Annotated in this window: 19 protein-coding genes; 4 read left to right on the top strand and 15 right to left on the bottom strand. The window is 67.3% G+C overall.

Going from position 1 to position 22,438, the window contains the following annotated elements:
- Positions 1 to 4 precede the first annotated feature (4 nt).
- Entirely contained in the window at positions 5 to 970 is a 966-nt protein-coding gene (locus IPK85_11205; GenBank protein ID MBK8247950.1) for an ATP-binding cassette domain-containing protein, read from the top strand.
- Positions 963 to 2,243: an ABC transporter permease gene (locus IPK85_11200; GenBank protein ID MBK8247949.1), complete on the top strand. Its 1,281-nt coding sequence runs from the start codon at positions 963 to 965 to the stop codon at positions 2,241 to 2,243. Before IPK85_11205 ends, IPK85_11200 begins: the two co-directional genes overlap by 8 nt.
- Here the strand turns inward: IPK85_11200 and IPK85_11195 are convergent.
- The 12 genes from IPK85_11195 to IPK85_11140 all read right to left on the bottom strand — a co-directional run bounded on the left by IPK85_11195 (position 2,240) and on the right by IPK85_11140 (position 15,142).
- Positions 2,240 to 2,797 (bottom strand): hypothetical protein, encoded by a 558-nt coding sequence (locus IPK85_11195; protein ID MBK8247948.1) that lies wholly within the window; start codon positions 2,795 to 2,797, stop codon positions 2,240 to 2,242. The two genes, IPK85_11200 and IPK85_11195, sit on opposite strands and share 4 nt — an antisense overlap.
- Positions 2,798 to 2,807: 10 nt before the next feature.
- Positions 2,808 to 3,242 (bottom strand): BrxA/BrxB family bacilliredoxin, encoded by a 435-nt coding sequence (locus IPK85_11190; GenBank protein MBK8247947.1) that lies wholly within the window; start codon positions 3,240 to 3,242, stop codon positions 2,808 to 2,810.
- Positions 3,243 to 3,277: 35 nt separating this feature from the next.
- Entirely contained in the window at positions 3,278 to 3,655 is a 378-nt protein-coding gene (locus IPK85_11185) for a co-chaperone GroES (GenBank protein ID MBK8247946.1), read from the bottom strand.
- A 56-nt stretch (positions 3,656 to 3,711) separates the two neighbouring features.
- Positions 3,712 to 5,106, bottom strand: coding sequence for an aminopeptidase P family protein (locus tag IPK85_11180; protein ID MBK8247945.1), 1,395 nt, complete (start codon positions 5,104 to 5,106; stop codon positions 3,712 to 3,714).
- A gap of 22 nt (positions 5,107 to 5,128) precedes the next feature.
- A complete protein-coding gene (locus tag IPK85_11175) occupies positions 5,129 to 5,650 on the bottom strand; it encodes a hypothetical protein (GenBank protein MBK8247944.1) in 522 nt (173 codons plus the stop codon).
- 95 nt (positions 5,651 to 5,745) lie between these two features.
- The gene (locus IPK85_11170) at positions 5,746 to 6,810 is read right to left on the bottom strand and encodes an alpha/beta hydrolase (protein ID MBK8247943.1); all 1,065 of its coding nucleotides are present in this window, start codon (positions 6,808 to 6,810) and stop codon (positions 5,746 to 5,748) included.
- Positions 6,807 to 7,292, bottom strand: coding sequence for a RidA family protein (locus tag IPK85_11165; protein MBK8247942.1), 486 nt, complete (start codon positions 7,290 to 7,292; stop codon positions 6,807 to 6,809). Before IPK85_11165 ends, IPK85_11170 begins: the two co-directional genes overlap by 4 nt.
- A gap of 44 nt (positions 7,293 to 7,336) precedes the next feature.
- Positions 7,337 to 9,682 carry a penicillin acylase family protein gene (locus IPK85_11160; protein MBK8247941.1) on the bottom strand — a complete coding sequence of 782 codons (2,346 nt, stop codon included), beginning with the start codon at positions 9,680 to 9,682 and terminating at the stop codon, positions 7,337 to 7,339.
- Positions 9,683 to 9,907: 225 nt separating this feature from the next.
- Positions 9,908 to 10,771, bottom strand: coding sequence for a signal peptidase I (gene lepB, locus IPK85_11155; protein ID MBK8247940.1), 864 nt, complete (start codon positions 10,769 to 10,771; stop codon positions 9,908 to 9,910).
- A 134-nt stretch (positions 10,772 to 10,905) separates the two neighbouring features.
- Positions 10,906 to 11,265: an SWIB/MDM2 domain-containing protein gene (locus tag IPK85_11150; protein MBK8247939.1), complete on the bottom strand. Its 360-nt coding sequence runs from the start codon at positions 11,263 to 11,265 to the stop codon at positions 10,906 to 10,908.
- Between the two features lie 453 nt (positions 11,266 to 11,718).
- A complete protein-coding gene (locus tag IPK85_11145) occupies positions 11,719 to 12,384 on the bottom strand; it encodes a TIM barrel protein (protein MBK8247938.1) in 666 nt (221 codons plus the stop codon).
- Between the two features lie 133 nt (positions 12,385 to 12,517).
- Positions 12,518 to 15,142 (bottom strand): Ig-like domain-containing protein, encoded by a 2,625-nt coding sequence (locus IPK85_11140; protein ID MBK8247937.1) that lies wholly within the window; start codon positions 15,140 to 15,142, stop codon positions 12,518 to 12,520.
- 197 nt (positions 15,143 to 15,339) lie between these two features.
- On the opposite strand from IPK85_11140, the gene pruA reads away from it, so the two are divergent.
- Complete coding sequence (gene pruA, locus IPK85_11135; protein ID MBK8247936.1) at positions 15,340 to 17,010, top strand: L-glutamate gamma-semialdehyde dehydrogenase; 1,671 nt, start codon at positions 15,340 to 15,342, stop codon at positions 17,008 to 17,010.
- A 147-nt stretch (positions 17,011 to 17,157) separates the two neighbouring features.
- Complete coding sequence (locus IPK85_11130) at positions 17,158 to 18,072, top strand: PhzF family phenazine biosynthesis protein (GenBank protein ID MBK8247935.1); 915 nt, start codon at positions 17,158 to 17,160, stop codon at positions 18,070 to 18,072.
- Between the two features lie 123 nt (positions 18,073 to 18,195).
- Here IPK85_11130 and IPK85_11125 read toward each other — a convergent pair whose 3' ends face one another.
- The 3 genes from IPK85_11125 to IPK85_11115 form a co-directional block, all read right to left on the bottom strand.
- On the bottom strand, positions 18,196 to 18,579 hold the full coding sequence (locus tag IPK85_11125) for an MscL family protein (GenBank protein ID MBK8247934.1): 384 nt from the start codon (positions 18,577 to 18,579) through the stop codon (positions 18,196 to 18,198).
- Between the two features lie 163 nt (positions 18,580 to 18,742).
- Positions 18,743 to 21,199, bottom strand: a complete 2,457-nt coding sequence (locus IPK85_11120; protein MBK8247933.1) for a hypothetical protein — start codon at positions 21,197 to 21,199, stop codon at positions 18,743 to 18,745.
- A gap of 146 nt (positions 21,200 to 21,345) precedes the next feature.
- The gene (locus IPK85_11115) at positions 21,346 to 22,437 is read right to left on the bottom strand and encodes a hypothetical protein (protein ID MBK8247932.1); all 1,092 of its coding nucleotides are present in this window, start codon (positions 22,435 to 22,437) and stop codon (positions 21,346 to 21,348) included.
- Position 22,438 lies beyond the last annotated feature (1 nt).

Raw genomic sequence — 22,438 nt, 5'->3', positions numbered from 1 at the left:
CGATATGACCTCACTGGCAGTGGACATCCGCGGCGTGCACAAGCGCTACGCGGGGCATGTGGCGGTTCGCGATCTCTCCCTCCAGGTCCCGGTGGGCACCGTGTACGGCCTCCTGGGCCCCAACGGTGCCGGCAAGACCACGACGATCCGGATGCTCTTGAACATCATCGCCCCGGATGAGGGGTCGATCGCGATCATGGGCTCCCCAAACCACGCGCGTGGCATCCTGGATCGCGTCGGGTACCTCCCCGAGGAGCGCGGGCTCTACAAGAAGATGCAGGTGCGCCGGCTGCTGCGATTCCTTGGTGAACTCAAGGGAATCAAGGGGCGGGACGCCGACCGGCGCATCGATGAATGGCTCGATCGCCTCTCGCTGCGTACCGCGGAGAAGGACTGGGGGCTCGCCAAGGTCGACGAGCTCTCGCGGGGGATGCAGCAGAAGGTGCAGTTCATCGGCACGCTGCTCCACGACCCGGAGCTGGTCGTGCTGGACGAGCCGTTCAGTGGGCTCGACCCGATCAATGCCCAGGCACTCAAGGACACGGTGCTGGACCTGCGGCGTCGCGGCCGCACGGTGATCTTTTCGACGCACCTGATGGACAACGCCGAGCGGATGTGCGACTCGGTGTGCATCATCTCCCGTGGCGAGAAGGTCCTGGACGGCGCCGTGGCCACGGTGCGTTCCGGCCATGGCGGCAATCACCTGGCGCTCGGGCTGGCCGGGTCGGCGTCGCCCGAGGTCGAGGCCGTGCTGGCAGACCGATCACTGGTGCAACGGGTGGACGATTCCGGTCGCTTTTTTGAGGTCGAGATGGCGGCCGGGGGCGACATGCAGGTGTTGCTGCGGCGGCTGGTGGAAGCCGGCGCCGTGGTCGAACGGTTCGAAAAGGTCCAGCCTTCGCTGCACCAGATCTTCCTCCAAAAAGTCGGTGCTTCCGGCATCGAAGACGGGATGAGTGGACATGGATAAGGTCTTTGCGGTCATCAAGCGCGAGTACCTCGAGCGCGTCCGGTCGAAGTGGTTCATCTTCGCCACCGTGTTTGGTCCGCTGCTCATGGCGGTGCTGATGTTCCTGCCGGCCTGGCTCGCCACGAAGACGCAGCCATCGACGGACGCCGGGAACATCGTGATCCTGGACGCCAGCGAGGTCGGCCTCGGCCAGCGGGTCGCCGACCACCTCGCCGCGTTTGGCGCGCCACCGGCGGTCGAGCTGGTGACGAGTGACAAACTTGCCGAAGCGGAATCCACCGCGACGCGCGCGGTCATGGGCAAGGCCCGCGAGGGGTACCTGGTGCTCGACGCGCTCACGGCCACCGGGGAGCGTTCCCGGTATGCCGGGCGCAACGCCTCCACGGTCCCGGACATGCGACGCCTGGAAGAAGCGGTGAAACAGGCCGTCCTGGGTCGCCGGTTCGAGGCTGAGGGGCTGGACGCGCAGCGCATCCGGTTGCTCTCCCGGCTGGACCTCAAGATGGACGCCCAGCGCCTGGGGGAACGGGGACGCGGTGGTGCCGGCGAGGGGGCGATGGCCCTCGCGTACGGCATCGCCCTGCTGCTGTACATGAGCATCATGCTCTACGGCCAGGCCATCATGATGGGGGTCATCGAGGAGAAGTCCCAACGCGTGGCTGAAGTCGTGGTGGCGGCCATCCCGCCGGACAAACTCCTGGCCGGAAAGGTGCTTGGGGTTGGCGCGGTCGGCATGACCCAGCAACTCGTCTGGGTGGGTTCGGCGCTCACCCTCATGAACTTCCGCAAGCCCATCGAGGCCGCGCTCGGATTGAACGCCGGGATGCCCTCGTTCCAGCTCCCGTCGGTCTCGTTCGGGACGGCGCTGCTCTTTCTCTGCTTCTTTATACTCGGCTACACCTTGTTCGCGACCCTGTTCGCCGCCGCCGGCTCCATGGTGTCGAGCACGCAGGATGCCCAGCAGGTCGCGACACCGCTCGTCATGCTCATCATCCCGAGCCTGTTGTTGCTGCCGCCGGTGTTGTTTGCGCCGAATGGGTCGCTGGCCCGCACGGTCTCCCTGATCCCGTTTTCCGCCCCGATCCTCATGCCGGTGCGCATGAGCCTGACCACGGTGAGTCCACTCGAGCTGGTCGCGTCCCTGGCACTCCTGCTGCTCACCTGCCTCGGCGCGATGTGGCTCGCGGCGCGCATCTACCGGACCGGAGTGTTGATGTACGGCAAGAAGCCGAGCCTGCGCGAAGTACTGCACTGGGTGCGCGTGGCGCGTTAGGCACCCCGAATGCGGGCGACGAGGGCGTCGTAGGCCGCGGCGTCCTCGTCGCTCACGATGAGCCGCGGCAGGACCTGTTCGACGTCACGACGCAGGGCGCTGCGGAGGGCGCTGTGATCGATCGGGGCCTGCGGATTCGCCGTCACCACGACGACGGCGACCTTGTCCACAGGGTAGCCCACCTCGACCAGCAGGCGCAGGGTGCGCTGCGCCGCACGCAGTGAGGCCACCGCCACGTCCGTGAACAGGACCACCAGGGCTGATCGATCGAGGGCGGCGACCACCTGCTGCCGGACGGGCCCCAGGAAGGCCAGGAGTACGTATCCCTGCCTGGGGAGCCGCCCCAGGAGCGCGGGGACGGTGGCAGGCCCGACGATCTCGCCCGGGTCGCGTGTGGCTCCACCACGAGCCCGCGGCCGAAAGGCCGGGTCGGCGATCAGGACAACCGTACTGCCCGTCTCGGCCGCCCTGAGGCGCGCGGACAGCGTCCTGGCCACCTCCAACGCCCCTTCAGTCCTGCGATCCGCGAGTAGCGTAACCGTGGCGCCACGCACGGACCGTCGATCAGGCGGGTGACGTGGCGCAGAACGTCTGGAATGCCGTCGCGAGATCGGCGGCAATGGCGTCCGCCGATCGACTCTCGATCTGCCAGCGCTCCATCATGTACACGAGCTTCCCGTCCTTGAGGAGCGCAATCGATGGACTCGACGGGGGATAGCCGGTGAAGTACGAACGCGCGCGCGCTGCGGCGTCGGTATCCTGCCCGGCAAAGACGGTCGCCAGGTGGTCTGGGCGCGGGACATCGGCCTCGAGCGCCATGCGCACGGCTGGGCGCGCCATGCGTGCCGAGCAGCCGCAGACCGAGTTGACCACCACGAGGGTGGTACCAGTTTGCGCTGGAAGGGCTTCGTCCACGGCCTGCGCGGTGCGCAATTCGGTGAAGCCAATCCGGGTCAGGTCCTCGCGCATCGGCGCGACGAGGCGTTCATCGTACATCATGAGGTCACGAATGGTGCGAGGGGAGGAAGCGGTATTCAGTCTTCGCGGAAGCCTTCACGCACCAGGGCGAGCAAGGCGTGTTGTGGCACCACCAGGTAGCGCTCATTCTCGAACGTGATCTCGACAGCGGCCTTCCTGAAGAAGAGGGCGTAATCACCCGCCTCTGCCTGCATCTTCACAAAGCGTGGCGACGGCTCTCGATGTCCCACCCGCCACGGCTCATCGGAGTGCTCGTTGAAGTCCGGCATGGGGCTACCAGGTCCGGTCGCGACGATGGTGCCACCCTGGACCGCCTGGGAATCAATGGCGGTCGGGGGAAGGTACAGGCCAACGTTGGTGCGCTCTTCCCCTTCCTCGACCCGAATGAGGACGCGATCACCCACGACGATCAATTTCTTGTTTCCGCGCTGCACAGAATGCGTCCCGGTGTGGCGCCGCCGGCGGCGGCGCGTCGAGAGGAATATAAGGCTCAGCTCGCAGGCTTCGGGCGCACGAGGTGGAACTCCGACTGACGCTTGAAGGCCCAACGTGGCTTGCCGTCCTGTCCGACAATGAAGTCCTCTTCTTGTGCGACGCGGAGCGGCTGGCCGCCCCACTCGGGGACTGGACTCGTCGTCTGCAACTCCGACGAGAACCACATGCCGGGGATCACGGGGGCGTCACCGCGACCCGGGACCCCGTCCTGGTAGTCCCACAGTCCGATGACCGGCCCGGCTCCATGGCCGTGCATCCCGATGGGGTGCGAGTACATCGTCCCCATGACCCCCTCGGCCTTCAGCTTTGCGAGGGAGCCACGCAGGATCTCATTGCCGGAGCGGGCCGGGCGGGTCTCCTCGAACAGGATATCCTGAAGCCGGTTGGAGTTCGCCAGCGCCTTGCGGATCCCTGCGGGCACCTCGGTCTCGCCGGCCGCGAGGACATACCCGCTGTGTTGGGTGTCGGTGTTGAGGCGGAGCGCCGTGACGCCCACGTCACACCAGAGTACGTCGCCAGGTTCGATGATCGCGTTGTCACCCAGCAATTCGGGGAGTGATCCCTTGCGCTGAATGGCGATGGACGGTTGGAACCAGGTGGTGAGTCCGTGGTCGGCGACCATTTGTCGCCACCACCACACGAGGTCCTGAGTGCGGGTCACCCCCGGGGTGATCACCTCGTTCGAGAACATCTTCCCGACCTGCGTGTGCACGAACTGCGTGAGCTTCTCGTAGAACTGCTCCTCTTCCGGAAGCCGGGCAGCGATGAATTCCAGCGGGAGCAATTCGGTGCGCTTGTAGCGATCGGTCCAGCGTTTGCCGAGTGCGGTGGACATGCCTTCCATCTCACCGGCGGTGAGGCCATCGGAGAAGGCATGCGTGCGCGACACGTTGATGCCGAGCACACGCGGGTTGCGCTCCTCAACGACCTCCTTGAGGACCTGCCACTGGGCATCGCCCCACAATTCGGCCTGCCGCGTGTTGACCGGGTTCGCGACCACCTGCTTGGCCCGGTACTCCTTGTACACGTTGCCCTGCGAGGTACCGCCAAGGGCGAGACGCTCGATGCACGAGCCATCGCCCGGATCGACCGTGGCCGCTTTCGCGCACTTGTCGAAAAAGACGTAAATCGTGCGGCGGCGCGCATAGAACGTCGTCGGCGACACGAGCGAGCTGAAGGTCGGGTCCTCGTTGTACTCCCGCGTGGGAATCACCCACATATCCACGCCATGCTTGCGCATGAGGCCAGGGAGGATCGTCTCCATGCGGCGCTTGAGCCAGCGCTGTTGCATTTCGGCCTGTTCGCGCTGGGTGCCGAACGGGCGCCGGGGATCCTGGGCGGTGAGCGAGGACGCGGCCGCGAGGGCCGCTACAACGACGAGTCGGTTCATGGGATGCAGGAGCAGTGCTGCGCTAGGGTTTTCCGTCAACGGCGTCGAGCGTGTGTTCGCGATCGAGGCGCTTGACGTTCAGGCGCCGCACGAGCTGCACGACGCCAGCGAGGAGCAGGGCGAACACGAGGATGACCGCCACGCGCCACACAAGAGTGTTCAGGGCAAGCTCGGACCAATCGGACCAGCGGGCCGGCATCGACCCGACGCGTTCCCACCCCCCGGCGATCAGGGCCAGGGAGGTGAGGGCCTCGGCGATCGCTTCGCAAAAGGCAAAAGCCGGAGCGAGCCACACCCAACGGCGCACGGTGACGTTCCCGAGATGCAGGGTCGCCATTCCGAGGACGAGCAGCTGCCCGACGACGAAGGCCGTGCCGACATAGAGCAGGCTTTCGTTTGGGCCCACCGTGAGGGTCAAGGCGCGGTAGAGTCGCACCATCACGCCCGTGGTCGCCCCAACGAGAAGGGGCGACAGCCAGAACCGATGGGCGGGGCGCTCTCCCAGGGGGAAGGCACCGGTGACCTGTGGGAAAAGCGCGGCCATGCCGAGAAGTTAGGGGTCAGGTCGTCGAGCCAGAAGCGCGGCCGGTCACAAAATCTGATCCCGGCCCGCTGCGACCTTCCGAGAGATCGGGCGCGCTACCCCGTCCGGTCGGCGATCCATGCGAGGCTCTCCACGACGTGGATGGTCCAGTACGGCCAGTCGTGAGCGCCGGGCCATTCACGATAGGTGTGAGGGACACCCAGCGTCTGGAGTTCGTGTCGGAAGGCGCGATTCTGCCCCAGCAGTCCGTCGTCGGTGCCGATGTCGAGATAAAGCGCCGGAGTGAGTGCCTTTCGGCGCCCCCAGGTCGCGCGCACACGCCGCGCGGGATCGCGCGACCACCAGGCGGTGGTGTCCTGACCGAAGGCTGGCGCGAGGAGCGGCCAGAAGCGGTCACCCCACCCCGCCTTGAGCTCTGCGACGGAGGTGGCGTATCGCGGCGGCGTGCTGACCTGCGCCGACCCGCCGTAGAGGGGTGAGAGCACACCGGAGTGGCTGGCGATGGCGCCGAAGACCTCGGGGTAGGCCATCCCGATGGTCACGGCGCCGTAGCCGCCCATGGAGAGCCCCGCGATGGCGCGTCGTTCACGGCGTGCATCGGTGCGCCAGGTGCGATCGACGAACGCGACGAGGTCGCGGGCGATGTAGTCGTCGTAGTGTGGCCAGGGGACGCAGTAGGTGTCTGCCGTGTCCCCGCGGCCGTCGCGTGGCTTGAAGTCGCGCCGACAGGCTCCGTAGTCGCCGAGCCAGTTCCAGGTGGTGTACCAGGAGTCGTCGCCGTCGGGCATGACGACGATCAGCTCCTTGCCGCCTGCGGCGGTGAGGGAGTCGAGGGTGTGGGCAATGTTGGCGCGCCGGGTCCAGTCGGTTTCTTCGCCCCAGAGGCCATGGAGGTAGATGGCCACGGGGTACCGGCGGCCGGGGGCCTGGTCGTACGACGGGGGGAGCCAAGCGACGAGGCGCTTGCGTGCGCCTAACGACTGGGACCAGAACTCGGTGGTGACGACGCGTCCGGCGGCGCGGCGTGACGAGGCGGGGTGTCCCCGGACAGGCGCCGTGATGGCGAGCTGACGGGCGCTGCGAATATTCAGTTCGGGGGGGCCCCCCGTGTCGCCGAGCGCCGTCAGCCCGATCCAGGCACCCAGCGACCATCGCCTCATGGGACCGCCGCGATGCATTCGATCTCCACCCGCGCCGAGAGAGCGAGCCCATTCGCGCCGAGCGCCGAACGCGCCGGCTTGTTCCGCGGGAAGTAGGTCGTGTACACCTCGTTCATCGCATCCCACTCCCGCATGTCGGCCATCATCACCGTGCACTTCACCACCCGGTCCAGGGAGGACCCCGACTTGGCGAGGACCTCCTTGATGTTTTCCATGGTTTGCTTCGTCTCCGCCTTGATCCCGCCCGGCACCACCCCACCCTGCGCATTCGCCGACGTCCCGATCTGCCCAGCGAGGAAGAGCAGGTTCCCCACCTGCACCGCCGGGCTGAACGGGCGGGTTGGCTTCCCGTACGGGGTGTGCCAGGTGATCCCGTTCTCGGTGGTCCGCGTCTCGGCCGGCGCCGGGGCTCCCGCGGCCGACGTGGACGAGGCCGATCGGGCGCAGGACGCCAGGAGGATGCTCAGGAACAGGACGCGCATGACACGAAGAGTGGAGGACACCGCGGGACGGGACGCCACGCGGCCTAACGAGGCCGGAGCCACAACACCTGCTCGGTCTCCCGCTCGACGGCCGTTCGGGAGTATACGAGGGGAAAGTACCGATCGTTGCCCCAGAGTTCGAGCAGGTCCTTGTAGTGGGGGCTCCGCGGGTCGGCAGACTGCCCCGGCACGTTGGTCACCACGGACCGGTCCCAGTCCGCCAGGTCGATGATCTCGCGGAACGAGGCGCCCGAGCCCTGCCGGAAGTTCGCGCCGCCCGTCGCATAGACCGTGTTGGCGTCACCCCCACGGGAGACCGCGGGCAGGTCATACCGCGCACTGAGCGGATGGGTGAACGCCGCAACGTGGATCTCCCCCCATCGCCACTTCGCCCGATCCGAACCGAATCGACGTGTCAGCTCGGCCACCGCATCGTCCAGCGCTCCCACGAGCGCCGAGTCGCGCACCGGGCGCGCCACCCGGTCGTCGGCCAGCCAGCGTTCGAGCCATTCGTACGCCGGCCGACCGGCGACCAGCCGGGCGGCCTCCGGCGCGCCGGCGAGTTCGGACGTGATCGCCCGTCGGTAGACCGCCGGTGCCCAGGCGGCAAAGACAGTCGGCGCCGCCTGATCGCGCGACATGCGCAGGTCCCATCCACCCAGGCGCGTCACCTCCTCATGCGCACCGCGCCCCGTCCGCCCCGCGGCACTGACGACCTGTGGGACCAGCGCCTCGGCGAGCTTGGAGCGATCGTCGTGCTGGAACTGCTCGAAGTCGCCGACGCTGAAGGTGCGCGGCGCATCCAGCAGCTCCCGGACGCGGTCGATCCGATAGCGCGTCGCCCACTCGTAGCTGATGGGGGTGCGATACCCGGAGGGGAGAATGTTGTGGTTGGCCGTCGCGATGTAGCCGGCAGACGGATTGTAGGCCCGCGGGAGCTGCATGCCCGGGACGAAGCCGGACCATTCATGCGACCCGTCGCCAGGCACCGGGAGCATTCCCGACCAGTGCCGGCGGGGCATCAACCCGCCCGCGACCCATCCGATGTTCCCATCCACGTCGGCGTAGATCATGTTCTCGCTCGGCATCAACCAGCGCGCCATGGCCGCCTGGAACTGCGGCCAGTTGCGGGCGCGGTCCAGCGACAGCGAGGCCAGGTACGAGGCCGTGCCCGGTTCGCTGTGCACCGACCGGATGGTGATCGCGCGTTTTCGCGCGCTGTCCACGGAGACCACGGGCCCATGCACCGTGAACTGGAGGGTGAGAACCCGCGGGGCTTCGCCCTTGACGCGGATCGTGTCCCGTCGCGTCAGGAGCGGGCGCCAGGCGCCACGATGCCGATAACACCCGAGGCTCCCCGCGGGGGCCGCCGGGCAGGCGCCTAACGACTCCACGTACACGTCCTGCTGGTCCATGCCGACGACCGTGAGCCCGAAGGCAATGCGATCGTTGTGTCCAATCGCGACGCCCGGCGCGGCCGGCTCGCCCGCGCCGATGACGTTCCAGCCCGGGGCGACGAGGTGCGCCAGGTAGCGCACGGCGGGGTTCGTAATCACCCGATGCGGGTCGTTCGCAAGGATCGGCTTTCCGGTCGTCGTACGGCGCCCCGCCACCACCCAGTTGTTCGAGCCCTCCAGGCGCTGGTACGCGACATCCGCGAAGGTCGAGCCGAATCCGCCTAACGAGGCAGTCGTGAGCCCGGCGAGGTCGAGCCCGGGGGCGGGGTCGAGCGCACGGACCGGATCGGCCGGGAGAATGGCCTGCGTGCGCTCCACGCCCAGCAGGGTCACCAGTTGCGCCCGCAGCACCTCGCTGTTCCCGTTGCCCGTTCCCGAGAGCCCCGTGGCCCGGGACAGGGGCACGGTCTCGGTCCACGGCTCCGGGCGGAAGCCCAGGAGGCCGAACTCCGGCGGCAGGTCATCCCCAACGGCGGCAATCCGTGCGTTGACCCCCGCGACAAACGCGCGCACGATGGCCCGAGTATCCGGGGCATACGCGGCCCACTCCCGCGCCATATCGCCGCGATACGTGAACAGGCGCGCGGCGCGATCCCGATCCACGGCCGAGGGGCCGAGCACCTCAGCCAGTCTCCCCTCCCCCTGCCGCCGCCACATCTCCATCTGGAACAGCCGATCCTGCGCGGCGACATATCCCTGGGCAAAGAAGAGGTCGTGCTGGTTCTTCGCGTAGATATGCGGGACGCCCCAGCGATCACGCCGCACCTCCACTGGCGCTTGCAGGCCGCGAAGCACGTGCGTCGTCTCCGCCGGCGCGCGCATCACCTGCGCTGGCGCTGGAGCCGGGGTGGAGACGTCGGGCTGTGGCAGGAGAAACGCGGCGGCCACAACGGTCGATGCTGCGGCCATGGTGCGGAGGAATGCCGGCGTCACGGGAATTCTGGCAGGAGACAGGTGCGCAGCCACACGGCGGCGCCGGACCTATTCTGCCTCACCGCGCACCCGCTGTCACGAGTCGCGCCATGCCCGCGCTCCCCCGGGCCCTCTCGTCAGCCGCTCGGCACGCGAATGAGGAGGCTCTTCCCTGAGCGGAGACCCTCTTGCCGTCTGCCGTCTGCTGTCGACCGTCTGCCCTCTGCCGTCTGCCGTCCGCCGTCCCTACTTCAGCCAGTGGCCGATGCGGCCCCACCGGATGTCAGTGATGGCCGGGAGTGGGCTCAGGCAATCGCCGCGATCGCCGCATTCCGCGTCCCACGAGTAGTACACGAAGAGCGGCCGTCCGCGGAAGTTCTCCCGCGGCACGAGGCCCCAGTACCGCGAGTCCTTCGAGTTGTAGCGGTTGTCGCCCATCATGAAGTAGTGGCCCGCCGGCACGACGAGCGGCCCCCAATTGTCATGCGTGGGCGTGGGGCTCACCGCGCCGAACCGCGACCCCTGCGGGGCGTGCTCGAGCTGCCAGCCAAAGCACGGAAAACTCCCCGTCATCTCGTAATTTTGCGCATCGGAGGGCTTCGCGCCCACGAGCCGGAACGAAGGGCAACTCTCTGCCGCATTGGGGTCGCCGACGGGGACCGACTCATCGCCGTAGCCTTGCCGCTGCTCGATCCCGTTCACGAACAGCTTCGCGCGGCGCATCTGCAAGGTGTCCCCGGGAAGCCCCACCACCCGCTTCACCAGGGTCGGTGTGGGGTCCCACGGCTGGTCCACCTGGGGCGGCGAAACAAACACGGAGATGTCGTAGCGCTTGGGCTCCGCGTACCCCGGCAGGTTGACCGACGTAAACGGAATGTGCGGTCCGTACGCGAGCTTGTTCACGAAGAGCCAGTCCCCGATGAGCATGGAGGGGATCATGCTGCCCGAGGGGATGCGGTACGCCTCGACGAGAAAGATGCGGAGGAACAGGAAGATCGCGACCGTGCCGGCGATCCCCTTGATGTTCTCGGCGAGGGTTGGCTTGCGCGTCGCGCCGCCGCGAGCGGCCGCGACGACGTTGGCTTTGCGAGCAGCTGGCTTCTTGGCCACGCGTCGAAGGGAACGAAGGTGAGGGAGCGGTTGGCGCGGGTGAATCTAAGTACGGGGCCGCGCGTTGCCGGGTTGCGAAACGCAGCGAGGCGCGCCCGGTGGGGCGCGCCTCGACCAACGTCGTCCTGAACGACTCAGGACAGGTGCTTGCTGACGAGCTTGGTCATCTCGAACATCGAGACCGTCTTCTTGCCACCGAAGACCGCCTGGAGCGCCGCATCGGCGTTGATGTTGCGGCGGTTCTTCTGGTCCTGGAGCTTGTGCTTCTTGATGTAATCCCACAGCCCCTTGGCGACGGCCGAGCGCGGCTGCGGCTTCGGTCCGATGACGGCGGCGAGCGCAGCGCTCGGGGTCATCGGCTTCATGAATGCCGGATTCGGCTTGCGCTTCGCCTTCTTCGGCGCGGCCTTCTTCGGTGCGGCCTTCTTCGGCGCGGCCTTCTTCGGCGCGGCCTTCTTGGTGGCCTTCTTCGCGGTCTTCTTCTTTGCTGCCATGGTCTACTCCTGAGTTGATAGAGGCGTGTTTCCCCGGAAAAAACAGCTCGTGCAACGAGGCAAAGCTATAAGGGACCCTCTTGCGCGCAATAGGAAATCCGCCGTTTCCCTAGGGAAAACGCCATTTTCCCCAGCAAAAACACCTCTCCGCGCCTCGGGAGCGCCACGAGATCGCTGCCCGCGACCACGATCGCTCACCCCGACGTGTGTGCAAACCAGTGCGGGTTTCCCGTCTCAGCCCGCGAGTTCGCGCAGTCGCTCGACCATCGCGGTGTCGTTCGGGTCGGCCGTTGCGTCGTCATCCGCCACTGTCTCTCGCGCATGTGGCGTCTCCAGGATGCAGGGGATGCTGCGCAGTCTTTCATCGGCGAGCAGCCACCGGAACGGCTCTACCCCCACCTTCCCGGCGCCAACCAGCGCGTGGCGATCACGGTTGCTCCCGAAGGCGCCTTCCTAGTCGTTGCAGTGCAGGAACGCGGGCGCTTCGCCAATCACGTCACAAAAACGGTCGATCAGCGCACGCGCGGCTGCAGGCGACGACGTGAAGTCCAACCCACTGGCGAAGAGGTGACACGTGTCGAGCCCGTATCCGGCTCTGGGGCGTAGCGCTGCCGGCACGCGCCGCAGCATCCCGGCGATTTCCTCCGGGGTACGCCCCATGGTGCGACCCGCGCCCGCCGTGTTCTCGATCAAGACGCGCGCCTGCCCCGGCACCGCGGCAACCGCGCGAGCCACGGCGTCGCCCACGCGATCGATTGCCGCCGCCGGATCCCCATCCCCGGCCGAGCCGGGGTGAAAGCAGCAGCCAAACGCGCCCAATGCCTCGGTACGCTCGAGCTCCTTCGCCAGCCCCAGCGCCGCGCGTTCCGCCTTGTCCGGTTCCGGAGACGCGGTATTCAGGACGTACGCCGCATGCACGAGGCAGCCGGCGAGATCGAGGCCACATTCGGCCATGGCCTGGCGAAACCGAAGGACACGTTCCGGCCGAACGGAGATCTTCTCGTTGTAGAACTGGGGCTTGGCACTAAATATCTGCAGCGCGTTTGCGCCGGCGGCGGCGGCGCGACGCACCGCCATGTCGATGCCGCCTGAATCGTTAGGGTGAACGCCGATCAGCACGGATGATGTCCAGGTAGGGGCAGAGGAAAGACCACGGGAGGGAAAGGCTCACGGCGGAAGGATACGCTTTTCCGTTCCCTCTGTCCGACGTGACGCCTGTCCCTCCCGGTCGCAGCCCCTCGCGATCGCCGGCCTACTGCACCCGCAGCACCACCATCCCCACCCCGGTGGGGGCGAGACCGCCGTTGAGCGATCGCAACGCGAGGACCTGCGGCGCCGTCTGCGTGCCGCTCAGCTCCCAGGCGACCCACCCACTGCCGGGGAGGTTCGTCACCGTCCGCAGGACATCACTGAAGGTCCCGAACGACGCGGCCCGCACGTTGAGGGGCCAGGCCCGCGGGAAAGCGGGCGTGGTCGACCCGTCCGCATTCCGGAAGATCAGGTTGGCATTCATCCCGGCGAAGACGTCCCGCGTGTTCCACGAAGGAAGTCGGAGCTTGGGGTCGGTGATCGTGCCCCCGGGGTAGTTGTCCGCCGTCGACGCCATGGAGAACTGGCCGATCAGCTCGGCCCATGGCCGCCCCGTGCGGTTGAGGATGTTCGTCACGCCACGATCATTCTGCTGCTGGACGAGCGACCGCAGGAAGTTGCCCTCGTTCCCCCCGTCAAACTGGTCGGTGACCCAGCGGGCAAACGACCAGGAGCTGCCGTAGATCACCAGGTCCGAGCTGTTCAGGAAGGTCTTGGACTCATTCGCGTTGTAGTGCGTGTACAGGAACTGGAAGGGATGCAGGATGGCCTCCACCGGATCCCCACAACTCGGGGATGCTGTCGCGTAGTCGCACCGCGGGCCCTGGGACCACCCGATGTCCGACCGCGGCGTGAAGTTCCCGTAGATCTTCCGGGCCCACAGCTCCGTCGCCATCTGCGCCGTGGCCTCTTCCAGCCACGTCTCTTCGGTAAAGTTCGCATCGAGGAAGATGCGCTGCGCGAACATCACGACGTGCTTCAGCTCGTGCATCATCGTCCCGCGCGCGTATCGCTTCCACAGGTCGAGGCTGTGTTTCCCGCGCACCCCATTGGGATTGGGCACGATGGCGTAGAAATACTCCCCGACATTGCTCGTCGGACACGCGTTCTGGGGATCCGGATCCGTGCGCGGGAAGAAATCACACAGGGTCACGAACCCCAGCAACGACCCGCCATTGGTGAGCGTGTACTCGTTGACGCGCTTGGAGAAGACGGCCACCACGCGCTCATTGTTGTCCGTGAGCGAATCCACGGCGAGCGGGTCCCCGAAGCTGGCGAGGAATCCCCACATGTCGCGGTCGAACTCGGTGCCCACCGACTGGAAGTCATTGTCCATCGTGCCGGCCAGCTCATTCGTCGTGTCCTCGACGATGATCAACTTGGGTCCGACGTACACCACCCGCACGCGGACACTGTCGAAGGTGCTGGCGTTCGCGAAATCCCGGCGCATCCGAATCCACTGCTTGTCGCCAACCGTCGGCGGTGCCACCGGCGGGGTGCGCATCGTCGCCCCATTCGGAGCGAGCGAGGGACGCGCCAACGTGCTCAGCTCACCCGCGGCGCGCGCCCGGGCCTGGCGCGCCTGCAACACCTCCCGGACCCGTCCCTGCCGCGCACTGAAGCGCTCGTGGTCCTGCAGTACGGCCAGGTGGCCGCGCGCAAAGCGCTCGCCGTCCAGGGCCTGGAGGGCGGCACGCGTCGGGCCTGCTTGCGCGGTGGTCAAGGAGGGCATCGAGGCCTCGATGGCGCTGCCGCTCGTTGAGGCGCCCAGCAACTGGAACGACGTGCGGGCGGCCGAGGAGGTCGCTGTGCTGAAGGCCGTGACGAGATACTTGCCGCCGGTCGCCGCGAACTCGTTGCACATCACATCCGCCGCGGAGGTGAGCAGCAGGTGTTGCCCCAGGGCCAACGAGCGCTGGGTGGCAACGCGAAGGTTGGCCGTACCCAGCGCGGTGTCACCGTTCACCACCACCCCAACCGGAACCGCTCCGCTCGGACTGCACGGTAGTGCCGTCGCCTCTGGAACGGTGAAACTCACCGTCGTGGTCGTGCTCGCCGTAATCGCCACGGGAATGCCATTCACCAGCACTTCGTTCTCCGAAGCATTCGTCGAGAAGTTCGTGCCGGTAATGGTCGCGGCCGTCCCCGGGACCCATTGGGATGGGGTCGTCGTGGAAATGGTCGGCGCGTTGAGGCTCTTCACGCGCAGCGATACCGAATCACTCTTTCCCTCTGACGTGGCGCGAATGAAGGCGCTGCCGGAGGCCACCGCACTCACGAGGCCACCCGCCGCCGAAACGGTCGCTACCTCAGGATTCAGCGAGGACCAGGTGATGGTGCGCCCGGCGAGCGGTCGGCCAACCCCGTCCTGAGCGATCGCGCTCAGCTGGACGGTCTCGCCCTGGCGTACAGAGGGGGTGCGCTGGGCGATCAGCACTGCAACGACCGGAACCGGGATCACGCTGATGCTCGCGGTCCCCGACACGCCGTCCGCCGTTGCGGTGATCGTGGCCGTGCCCGGGGCGACCCCGGTCACGACTCCAGCCCCGTCGACCGAGGCAACGGTCGGTGTGGCCGAGTTCCAGGTGAAGGACGCGCCCATCGCCGCACCCTTGGTGTCCCTGGCGGCCGCAGTGAACTGCACGGTGGCCCCCACTTCGACCTGAGCCGCGGCAGCGGTCACGGTGACCGTCCCCACCTTGGGCGGCGCGGGCGGCGAGTCGCCTCCGCCACATCCCACCACCGCGAGCACCAAAGCCCACACTCCCCTCTGACCGTTCAATCGCATCTTGCCGCCTCGCTGGTTGGTGGTGCCGACTTTCGCGCCCGCTCCAAGTTACCTGACACCTCTCCCCCGGAAACACCTACGCACTACCCGTTGCCCAACCGTTCCGCGCCCCCGAGCCCCGGGACTATCTTCGGTCTGCGACGCAACGGTGCACCCTCCGCGCCCCACTCGTCCGTGACCCTCGTCCCCGACGCTCCATGAGCAGCCCCTCCGCTACCCCGTCCCCTCGTCCAGGTGCCTCCGGCTTCAACGGCGTGCGCCGCGTTCCCGCTCCGGTGAACGAGCCGATCCGGTCCTATGCTCCCGGTTCACCGGAACGCGCGTTCCTCAAGGCACGCCTCGACTCAATGGCGAAGGAACGTATCGAGATCCCGGTCATCATCGGGGGCAAAGAGTTCAAGGGCACGCAGCGGGGAACGGCGGTCATGCCACATGACCACGGGCATGTCCTCGCGGATTACCACATGGCCACCCCCGAGCAGGTTCGGCTCGCGGTCGACACGGCGGTCGCCGCCCAGCGGGAGTGGTCCCAGTGGCCATGGGAGGACCGGGTGGCCGTGTTCCTCAAGGCCGCCGAGCTCCTGGCCACCAAGCACCGCGACACGCTGAACGCCGCGACGATGCTGGGGCAGTCCAAGACGGTCTTTCAGGCCGAGATCGACGCGGCGTGCGAGCTGATCGACTTCTGGCGCTTCAACGCCGGGTATGCGCAAGAGATCTACTCGGACCAGCCGGTCTCGGGCCCCGGGGTCTGGAACATGCTCGACTATCGCGGCCTCGAGGGATTCGTCTACGCCATCTCACCGTTCAACTTCACGGCGATCGGCGGCAACCTCGCGGGTTCGCCGGCGATGATGGGTTGTGGGATCGTCTGGAAGCCGGCCGGCACGGCCGTGTTGGCCGGGTACTACATCATGAAGATCCTCGAGGAAGCCGGACTTCCGCCAGGGGTCATCAACTTCGTCCCGGGCGACGCGGTGATGATCAGCGATTACGTGCTGACCCACCGGGACCTCGCCGGGGTACACTTCACCGGCAGCACCGGGGTGTTCAACTCGATGTGGAAGACCATCGGGAGCAACATGTCCAGCTACCGTGGGTATCCGCGGATCGTTGGGGAGACGGGCGGCAAGGATTTTATCCTGGCGCACCCGTCGGCTGACCCGATGGCGGTCGCGGTGGCGATTGCCCGCGGCGGCTTTGAGTACCAGGGGCAGAAGTGCTCCGCCGCGAGCCGAGCCTACGTTCCGCGCTCGATCTGGAACCAGGTACGCGAGGCCACGCTGGGAATGATCGCCGACATCAAGCAGGGCGATGTGCGCGACTTCCGGAACTTCATGAGCGCCGTGATCGACAAGAAGGCGTTCGACAAGATCTCGGAGTACCTGACCGACGCCAAGCAGAACGCGACGATCCTGGCCGGTGGTGGTGCGCGCGGCGAGAAGGGGTACTTCATCGAGCCGACGCTCGTGGAGACGTCGAACCCGGGCTACCGCCTGATGTGCGAGGAGATCTTTGGCCCGGTGCTCACGGTGCATCCGTACGACGACGCGAAGTGGCACGAGATGCTGGGCGTGGTGGATTCCACGTCGCCGTATGCCCTGACGGGCGCGGTGTTCTCCAACGACCGGAGTGCGGTGCGCGAGGCCCTGGTCGGCTTGCGGAACGCGGCGGGCAACTTCTACATCAATGACAAACCGACGGGTGCGGTGGTGGGGCAGCAGCCGTTTGGAGGTGCGCGCGCGTCCGGGACGAACGACAAGGCGGGCTCGCGGCTGAACCTGCTGCGCTGGCTCTCCCCGCGGACGATCAAGGAGACATTCGTGCCACCGGTGGACTATCGGTATCCGTTCATGGGAGCAGAGTAGGAAGCCGCAACAGCGTGAAGCGCGAGCGGCACGAGCAGTCCGGGCAGCACGAGGGGCACGGGGGGCACGGGGGCTGCGGCTCTCGTGCTTCTCTTGTCTCGTGCTGCCCGTGCTGTGCATTCTCTGGCAACCAGTGACCACTGACCCATGCCATCCTTCCGTTACCTGACCGCCGACGTCTTCACCGCACGCACCTTCGGCGGCAACCAGCTTGCGGTCCTCCCGGATGCGCGCGGGTTGACCACCGAGCAAATGCAGGCGATCACGCGCGAATTCAACTACGCGGAATCGACCTTTGTCCTGCCCCCGGACAACCCCGCGCACACGCGGCGCGTGCGCATCTTCACCCCGGGGGAGGAGATGCCTTTCGCTGGGCATCCGACGGTCGGCACGGCCCACGTCCTGGCGGCCATCGGCGAGATCCCGCTCACTGGCGACGAAACCCGGATCATCTTCGAGGAGGGGGTCGGGCCAGTGCCGGTGCTGATCCGGAGCACGGGCGGCGTCCCCACCTTTTGCCAGCTCTCGGTGGCCAAGCTCCCCGAGGTGTTCCCTCCCTTGCCGGCGCGCGAGGTGCTGGCGCCGATGCTCTCGCTGGACGTCGACGACCTGCGCGATGGGGTCTTTCATCCGCAGGCCGTCTCGTGTGGACTCCCCTTCTCGTTCATCCCGTTGCGCGACCGCGCGGCCGTAAGCCGCGTGAAGTTCCGCACCGACCTGTGGGAGCGCACGTTGGCCCACCTGCCGAACCACATGGTGATGGTGTTTGCCATGGATGCGGAGGAAGCCGACCATGACGTGAGGGCCCGCATGTTTGGCCCAGGCGTCGCCGTCCTCGAGGACCCGGCGACGGGATCGGCCTGCGCGGCGTTAGGCGGCTACCTTGGCGCCCGGGACGCCCGGCGAGACGGGACCCTGCGATGGGTCGTGGAACAGGGGTACGAACTCGGCCGACCGTCGGTGATTGATGTCGAGACCGACAAGGCGGGCGGCTCCATCACGGCCGTGCGCGTCGGCGGTCCCAGCGTGCTGGTCTGCGAGGGGGCGATTCGAGTGCCGTAGTCCGGCCGGCAAGCGGCAGACGCGCCTCGCGTGTGATTTACACGGGGGAGAAAGCAAAGTGGGGAGCCGCTGTGCGCGCTCCCCACCGTTCGCCCTCACCCCACCACCGTGGCCCGTTGTCGCCTACAGCTGGCTCGTGCAGAAGCCGCAACGCGTCGCGGCTGCGGGGATGCTGTTCAGGCAGAAGCCGCACGATTTCGACGGCGGCGCGGGCGGTGCGGGCGGCTCCGGCTTGATGAAGATCTTGCCGATCTGCCAGGCCACAAAGGAGACGATCGCGAAGTTCAGGAACACGCCGGCAAAGTCACCAATGCCGAACTTCATCGAGCCGACATCGAGGGTCCATTTGCGCCAGTCGCCGTCCGGTGTCACCGCGCCGACAACCGGCATGATGAAGTCATTGGTCATCGCCGTTACGAGCGAACCGGCGGCGCCACCGACGATGACGGCCAACGACAGGCCGACAACGTTGGCCTTCAGCAAGAAGGCTTTGAAATCCGAAAGCATGGGGGTCTCCGAGGGAGTGTTGGGGACGGCTAATGTACCAACACCTCGGCCTTTCGGAAGCCCCATGCCGTGCTTCGAGCCACGAATGCTGCCACGTCGATTGGGCTGCGCCTTGGCGCGCCCGCGATCGTCACTGAGGCTGTTGTCTCTCGCGTGGGAACGGCTAGAACCTGGCCTCGACGTACATATCAAACCGCATCTTCTTGCGGGGGTAGAGACCGCGTGAGAGGTCAAAGCGGATCAAGCCATCAAGGAACGATGTCCCGACGCCGACACCACTGAGCGGTCGGCCCGGGGTGCTCCGCGTCGACCAGGGCCCGGCCCAACCCACGTCGCCGAATACGACCTGGCGAATGGCCTTTACGTCGCGCCCCAGTTCCGCACGACCGAGCCAATAGGCTTCCCCGGCGGCCGAGCCCAGCAACTGCCCACGCACGGTCTGCGCCCCGCCAAGGAAGAACTGCCGCTGGAGGGGTGCCCCATCGCTATAGCCCGCACCGAGCGTCAACGCACCGGCCAGCTTCCCGACGAGCTGCCGCGACATGGTGAGGTCACCGGCAACACGCAAGTAGGCACCAGGCGCACTGTCCCCGCGCGCGCGATCGAGGACCGCCCCGCCCTCGGCCCGCACATCACCAAACAGTCGCACGTGTGCCGGATCGAGGCCATGATTCAGCTGCTGGCGCAGCGAGATCCCGGCAATCGTCGTCCGTTCTGCGGTGATGTTCGGCTGGAACTCCGCGCTCGACCCCATGGCCCGCGACAGGTTGAATCGGGTGTTCCAGGAAGCGTTGTGCTGTCGCTCCAGGAATCCTCGCACCTGGAGTCCGCCGCCCCGAACGAGGGACCGCTCAACTTCCACGCCGCTCGCGCGATGGTAGTACCCTTCGTCGCGGCCATACGCCAAAGCGCCGAAGGCGGCGCCGAACGAGAGTGGGCTGCCCCAGTCACCGTTGGAGGCCACGAGTCGACGGTAGGCGCCGGCGCGATAGGTATGGCGTCCGTTGGACCGGGCAACGCCGAGCTCGCCGTACACACTGTGGTCCGCCGTCCCCAGGCGCCCTGTCGCATCCCAGGAGATCCCCTTGCCGAGGTTCTGCGACGCCTTCGCCGCGGCGGAGAATCCCTCGACGCGATTGTATCGCATCAGGTTCATCCCCCACTCCGTCCGGATCGGCATCGGTGCCCACACTGGCTGTAGCGAGAAGTCGAGCGCCTTCAGCAACTCATTGCGTTCACTCAAACCGAACAGCTCCTCCCCGGGTTCGTAGATCGAGTGCGCAAGCTCGGGCGCGTTGGCCAGCGCGGAGTCCGAACAGGGGACGCGCACGGTCGCGCGCAGTTGTCCGTTGAATCGCGACTCGGTCCTGGTGAACATCCCCGACGTCGCACACTCCTGCTTGCGCAGGGCGATGCGCTCGGCGCGGCGAGTGGAGTCCACCTGCGCGAAGATGCGACTGCGCTCCTTGCGCAGACTGTCCGGGAGGTCGCGGAACCGGGTCGTGTCCCCAAACAGGGAATCCCTCAGCTCACTCAGCGAGAGGCGCCGGGCCTGCGGCGGCAGCGAATCCGTCCCGTTCACGCTGGCGTACTTGAAGCTCTCCTCCAGCTTAAAGGGAATGCGCATGAACGATGCCTTCGCATGCCCCTCGGCGTACTGCGTGCGCGGCAGCCAATAGCGCCCGCCATACAAGCCGTATTCCACGGTCACGGCCTCGAGGTTCGCCTCCATGGGTGACATGAATCCCTTGACCCAGCCGGGTACCTCCTCATCCGGGTCCCACTTCTCGCCGCGGGCGAGCCTCTCCTGCTTCTCGCGTTCGATCTCCGCGTCGGCGACCGCCCAGATGTTCATGGCCGTGGCAAACCGGTAGACCGCCCGCACCAGCTGCCCCCCATCCTGGTCGAACCAGAACGAGCCCACGGAGAACTTCCACTCCGGGCGCCGGGGTTCGATACGCAGCTCGCGCAGGCGAATGGCCTTGCCGTCCGACAAGGTGATCGTCAGGGAGTCCCCGGCAGAGTAGATGTAGTACGCTTCGGAGCCGGTCGCGATCGGGTGGACCATCTCACTCTCGTCGACCTCGGCCCGCGCGATCCCCGAACCGACCCAGAGGGCTTCGCGTCCGGGGTAATACGGGATCGGCCCCATCTCCTCGAGATTGACCTCTCCCGCCTCCTCCTCGGCCATGGGAAAGACGGTGCGGCGCCCCTTCACGTCCACATGCAGGCCATTCGAGCGCGACCAGCGCACGCGCGAGGCATTCTCCGTCCGAAAGAGCAGGCGGTCCCTTCCAGTGGCGCGGAAGCCAAGCCCCGTCGACAGCCGTTGGTACGCGGTGGCGTCGTACGCGAGCAGGGTGCTGTCCGTCGTCAGGCGCGCCTCACGTGCGCGCACCAGGAGTTGCCGGGCGGCGGAGTCGCGAAAGGCGGTCCTGAGATGTTCGGGGGTGACGGGGACGCGGCGAACCGGACGCCTGGGCTGGTCGGATTCCAGGACGACTTGGCGCCGGATGGAATCGCGGAGTGCCTCGCGGCGCAGGCTGTCGCGCGCCGCCTTGTCCTGGCCTACGGTGACGGAAACGGACTGCAAGAAGAGGAGCGTCGCAGCGGCGAACATCGGGTCCGGGGCCGGGGTCTGCCCCTTTGTACGACAGCCCCCGGATCAGGGTTTCCTCACCGATCCGTCGCGGTCGGGCCGCAGGGTGTCCGGCCGAAGGACCGGAGGCTGGGCCTGGCGCGCGCGCGACAGGCTTCCCGGCGCCCCTACCGTCGACCATGCCAGGCCCGCCGCGACGAGGGCGGGTGCCCAGGATAGCCACTGTGGCCAGGGAGGTCACGGCCCTCCAGCCCCCCAACCCTGGTTGCCAGGGCAGGAAAACGACGCTGCAGCCAGACGGTTGTGAAGATGAGGCCGATACCCAGGCCGGCGAGGGCCACCGGGAACAGCGCCGTGTCCTCGAACACGTCACTCGCGAGCCAGGCGAGGTAGCCGAAGACCCCAGCAATCCCGACGACGAGTGCGGCCCTGCGGCGCGTCCTGAGCGCGAGGGCGATCAGCCCGAGGGCGACCGGTGCCATGGTGTGTTTGGCGGCCCGCGAGTCCATCCAGATGACAAGGAAGGCAAACGAGAACGCGAAGACGGCCGTGATCCAGAGCGGTGCCGCGTAGTCGTCGCCCGGGGCGCGTCGCCGCTGCCAGCGATCCATGGCATCAGCGCCCGCGAGGAGGGCGAGTCCGGCCGCGAGCATCAGCCATTGGTCGAACCACGCTCGCTCACGGTCAAATGCCACGAGCTGCCCGAGATGGAACCAGGTCCACCACAGGGCGACGGCGATGGGGACCATCAGCAAGGGGAACGCGCGCGATCGCCAGGCGAGCAGGGCGACGAGGAGGGTTGTGAGGTCGAGGATGAGTCCCCGGCTCGCCGCATAGGGGAGGTACAGCGCCAGTGGATCGCCGCGCTCCGGCCATTCCCCGGCGAGGTGCAGTATCGCCCAGGTGGCCACCGGCACGAGGCCAATCGCGAGCGCCACGGCGAGTTGCCCCGCCCGCGGGAATCCCCGGCGCTCCAGCACGTGCCCCCCGCCCCACAGCATCACCCCGTACGCGGTGACGGCCGCGAGTACCCCCCAGTGACCTAACGAGGCCCATCGGCTCACGAGAAACCAGCCGGCGGCAAACAGGACCAGGAGGGCGCCAAGCCCATAGGCTACCGTCACGCCGGAAAACGCCACGGTGACCTCGGCAGGCGCGTGAGAACCCGATCCCAGCTCGCGCAGGGCGTCGCGTTGCGCCGCGGTGATGACGCCGCGCGCGACGCCCCGGTCCAGGATGTCCGTGTCTTGGGTTGTCACG

The organism is Gemmatimonadota bacterium (genome assembly GCA_016712265.1).
GTDB lineage: Bacteria > Gemmatimonadota > Gemmatimonadetes > Gemmatimonadales > Gemmatimonadaceae > RBC101.
This window is presented reverse-complemented; position numbering and strand designations above follow the sequence as displayed.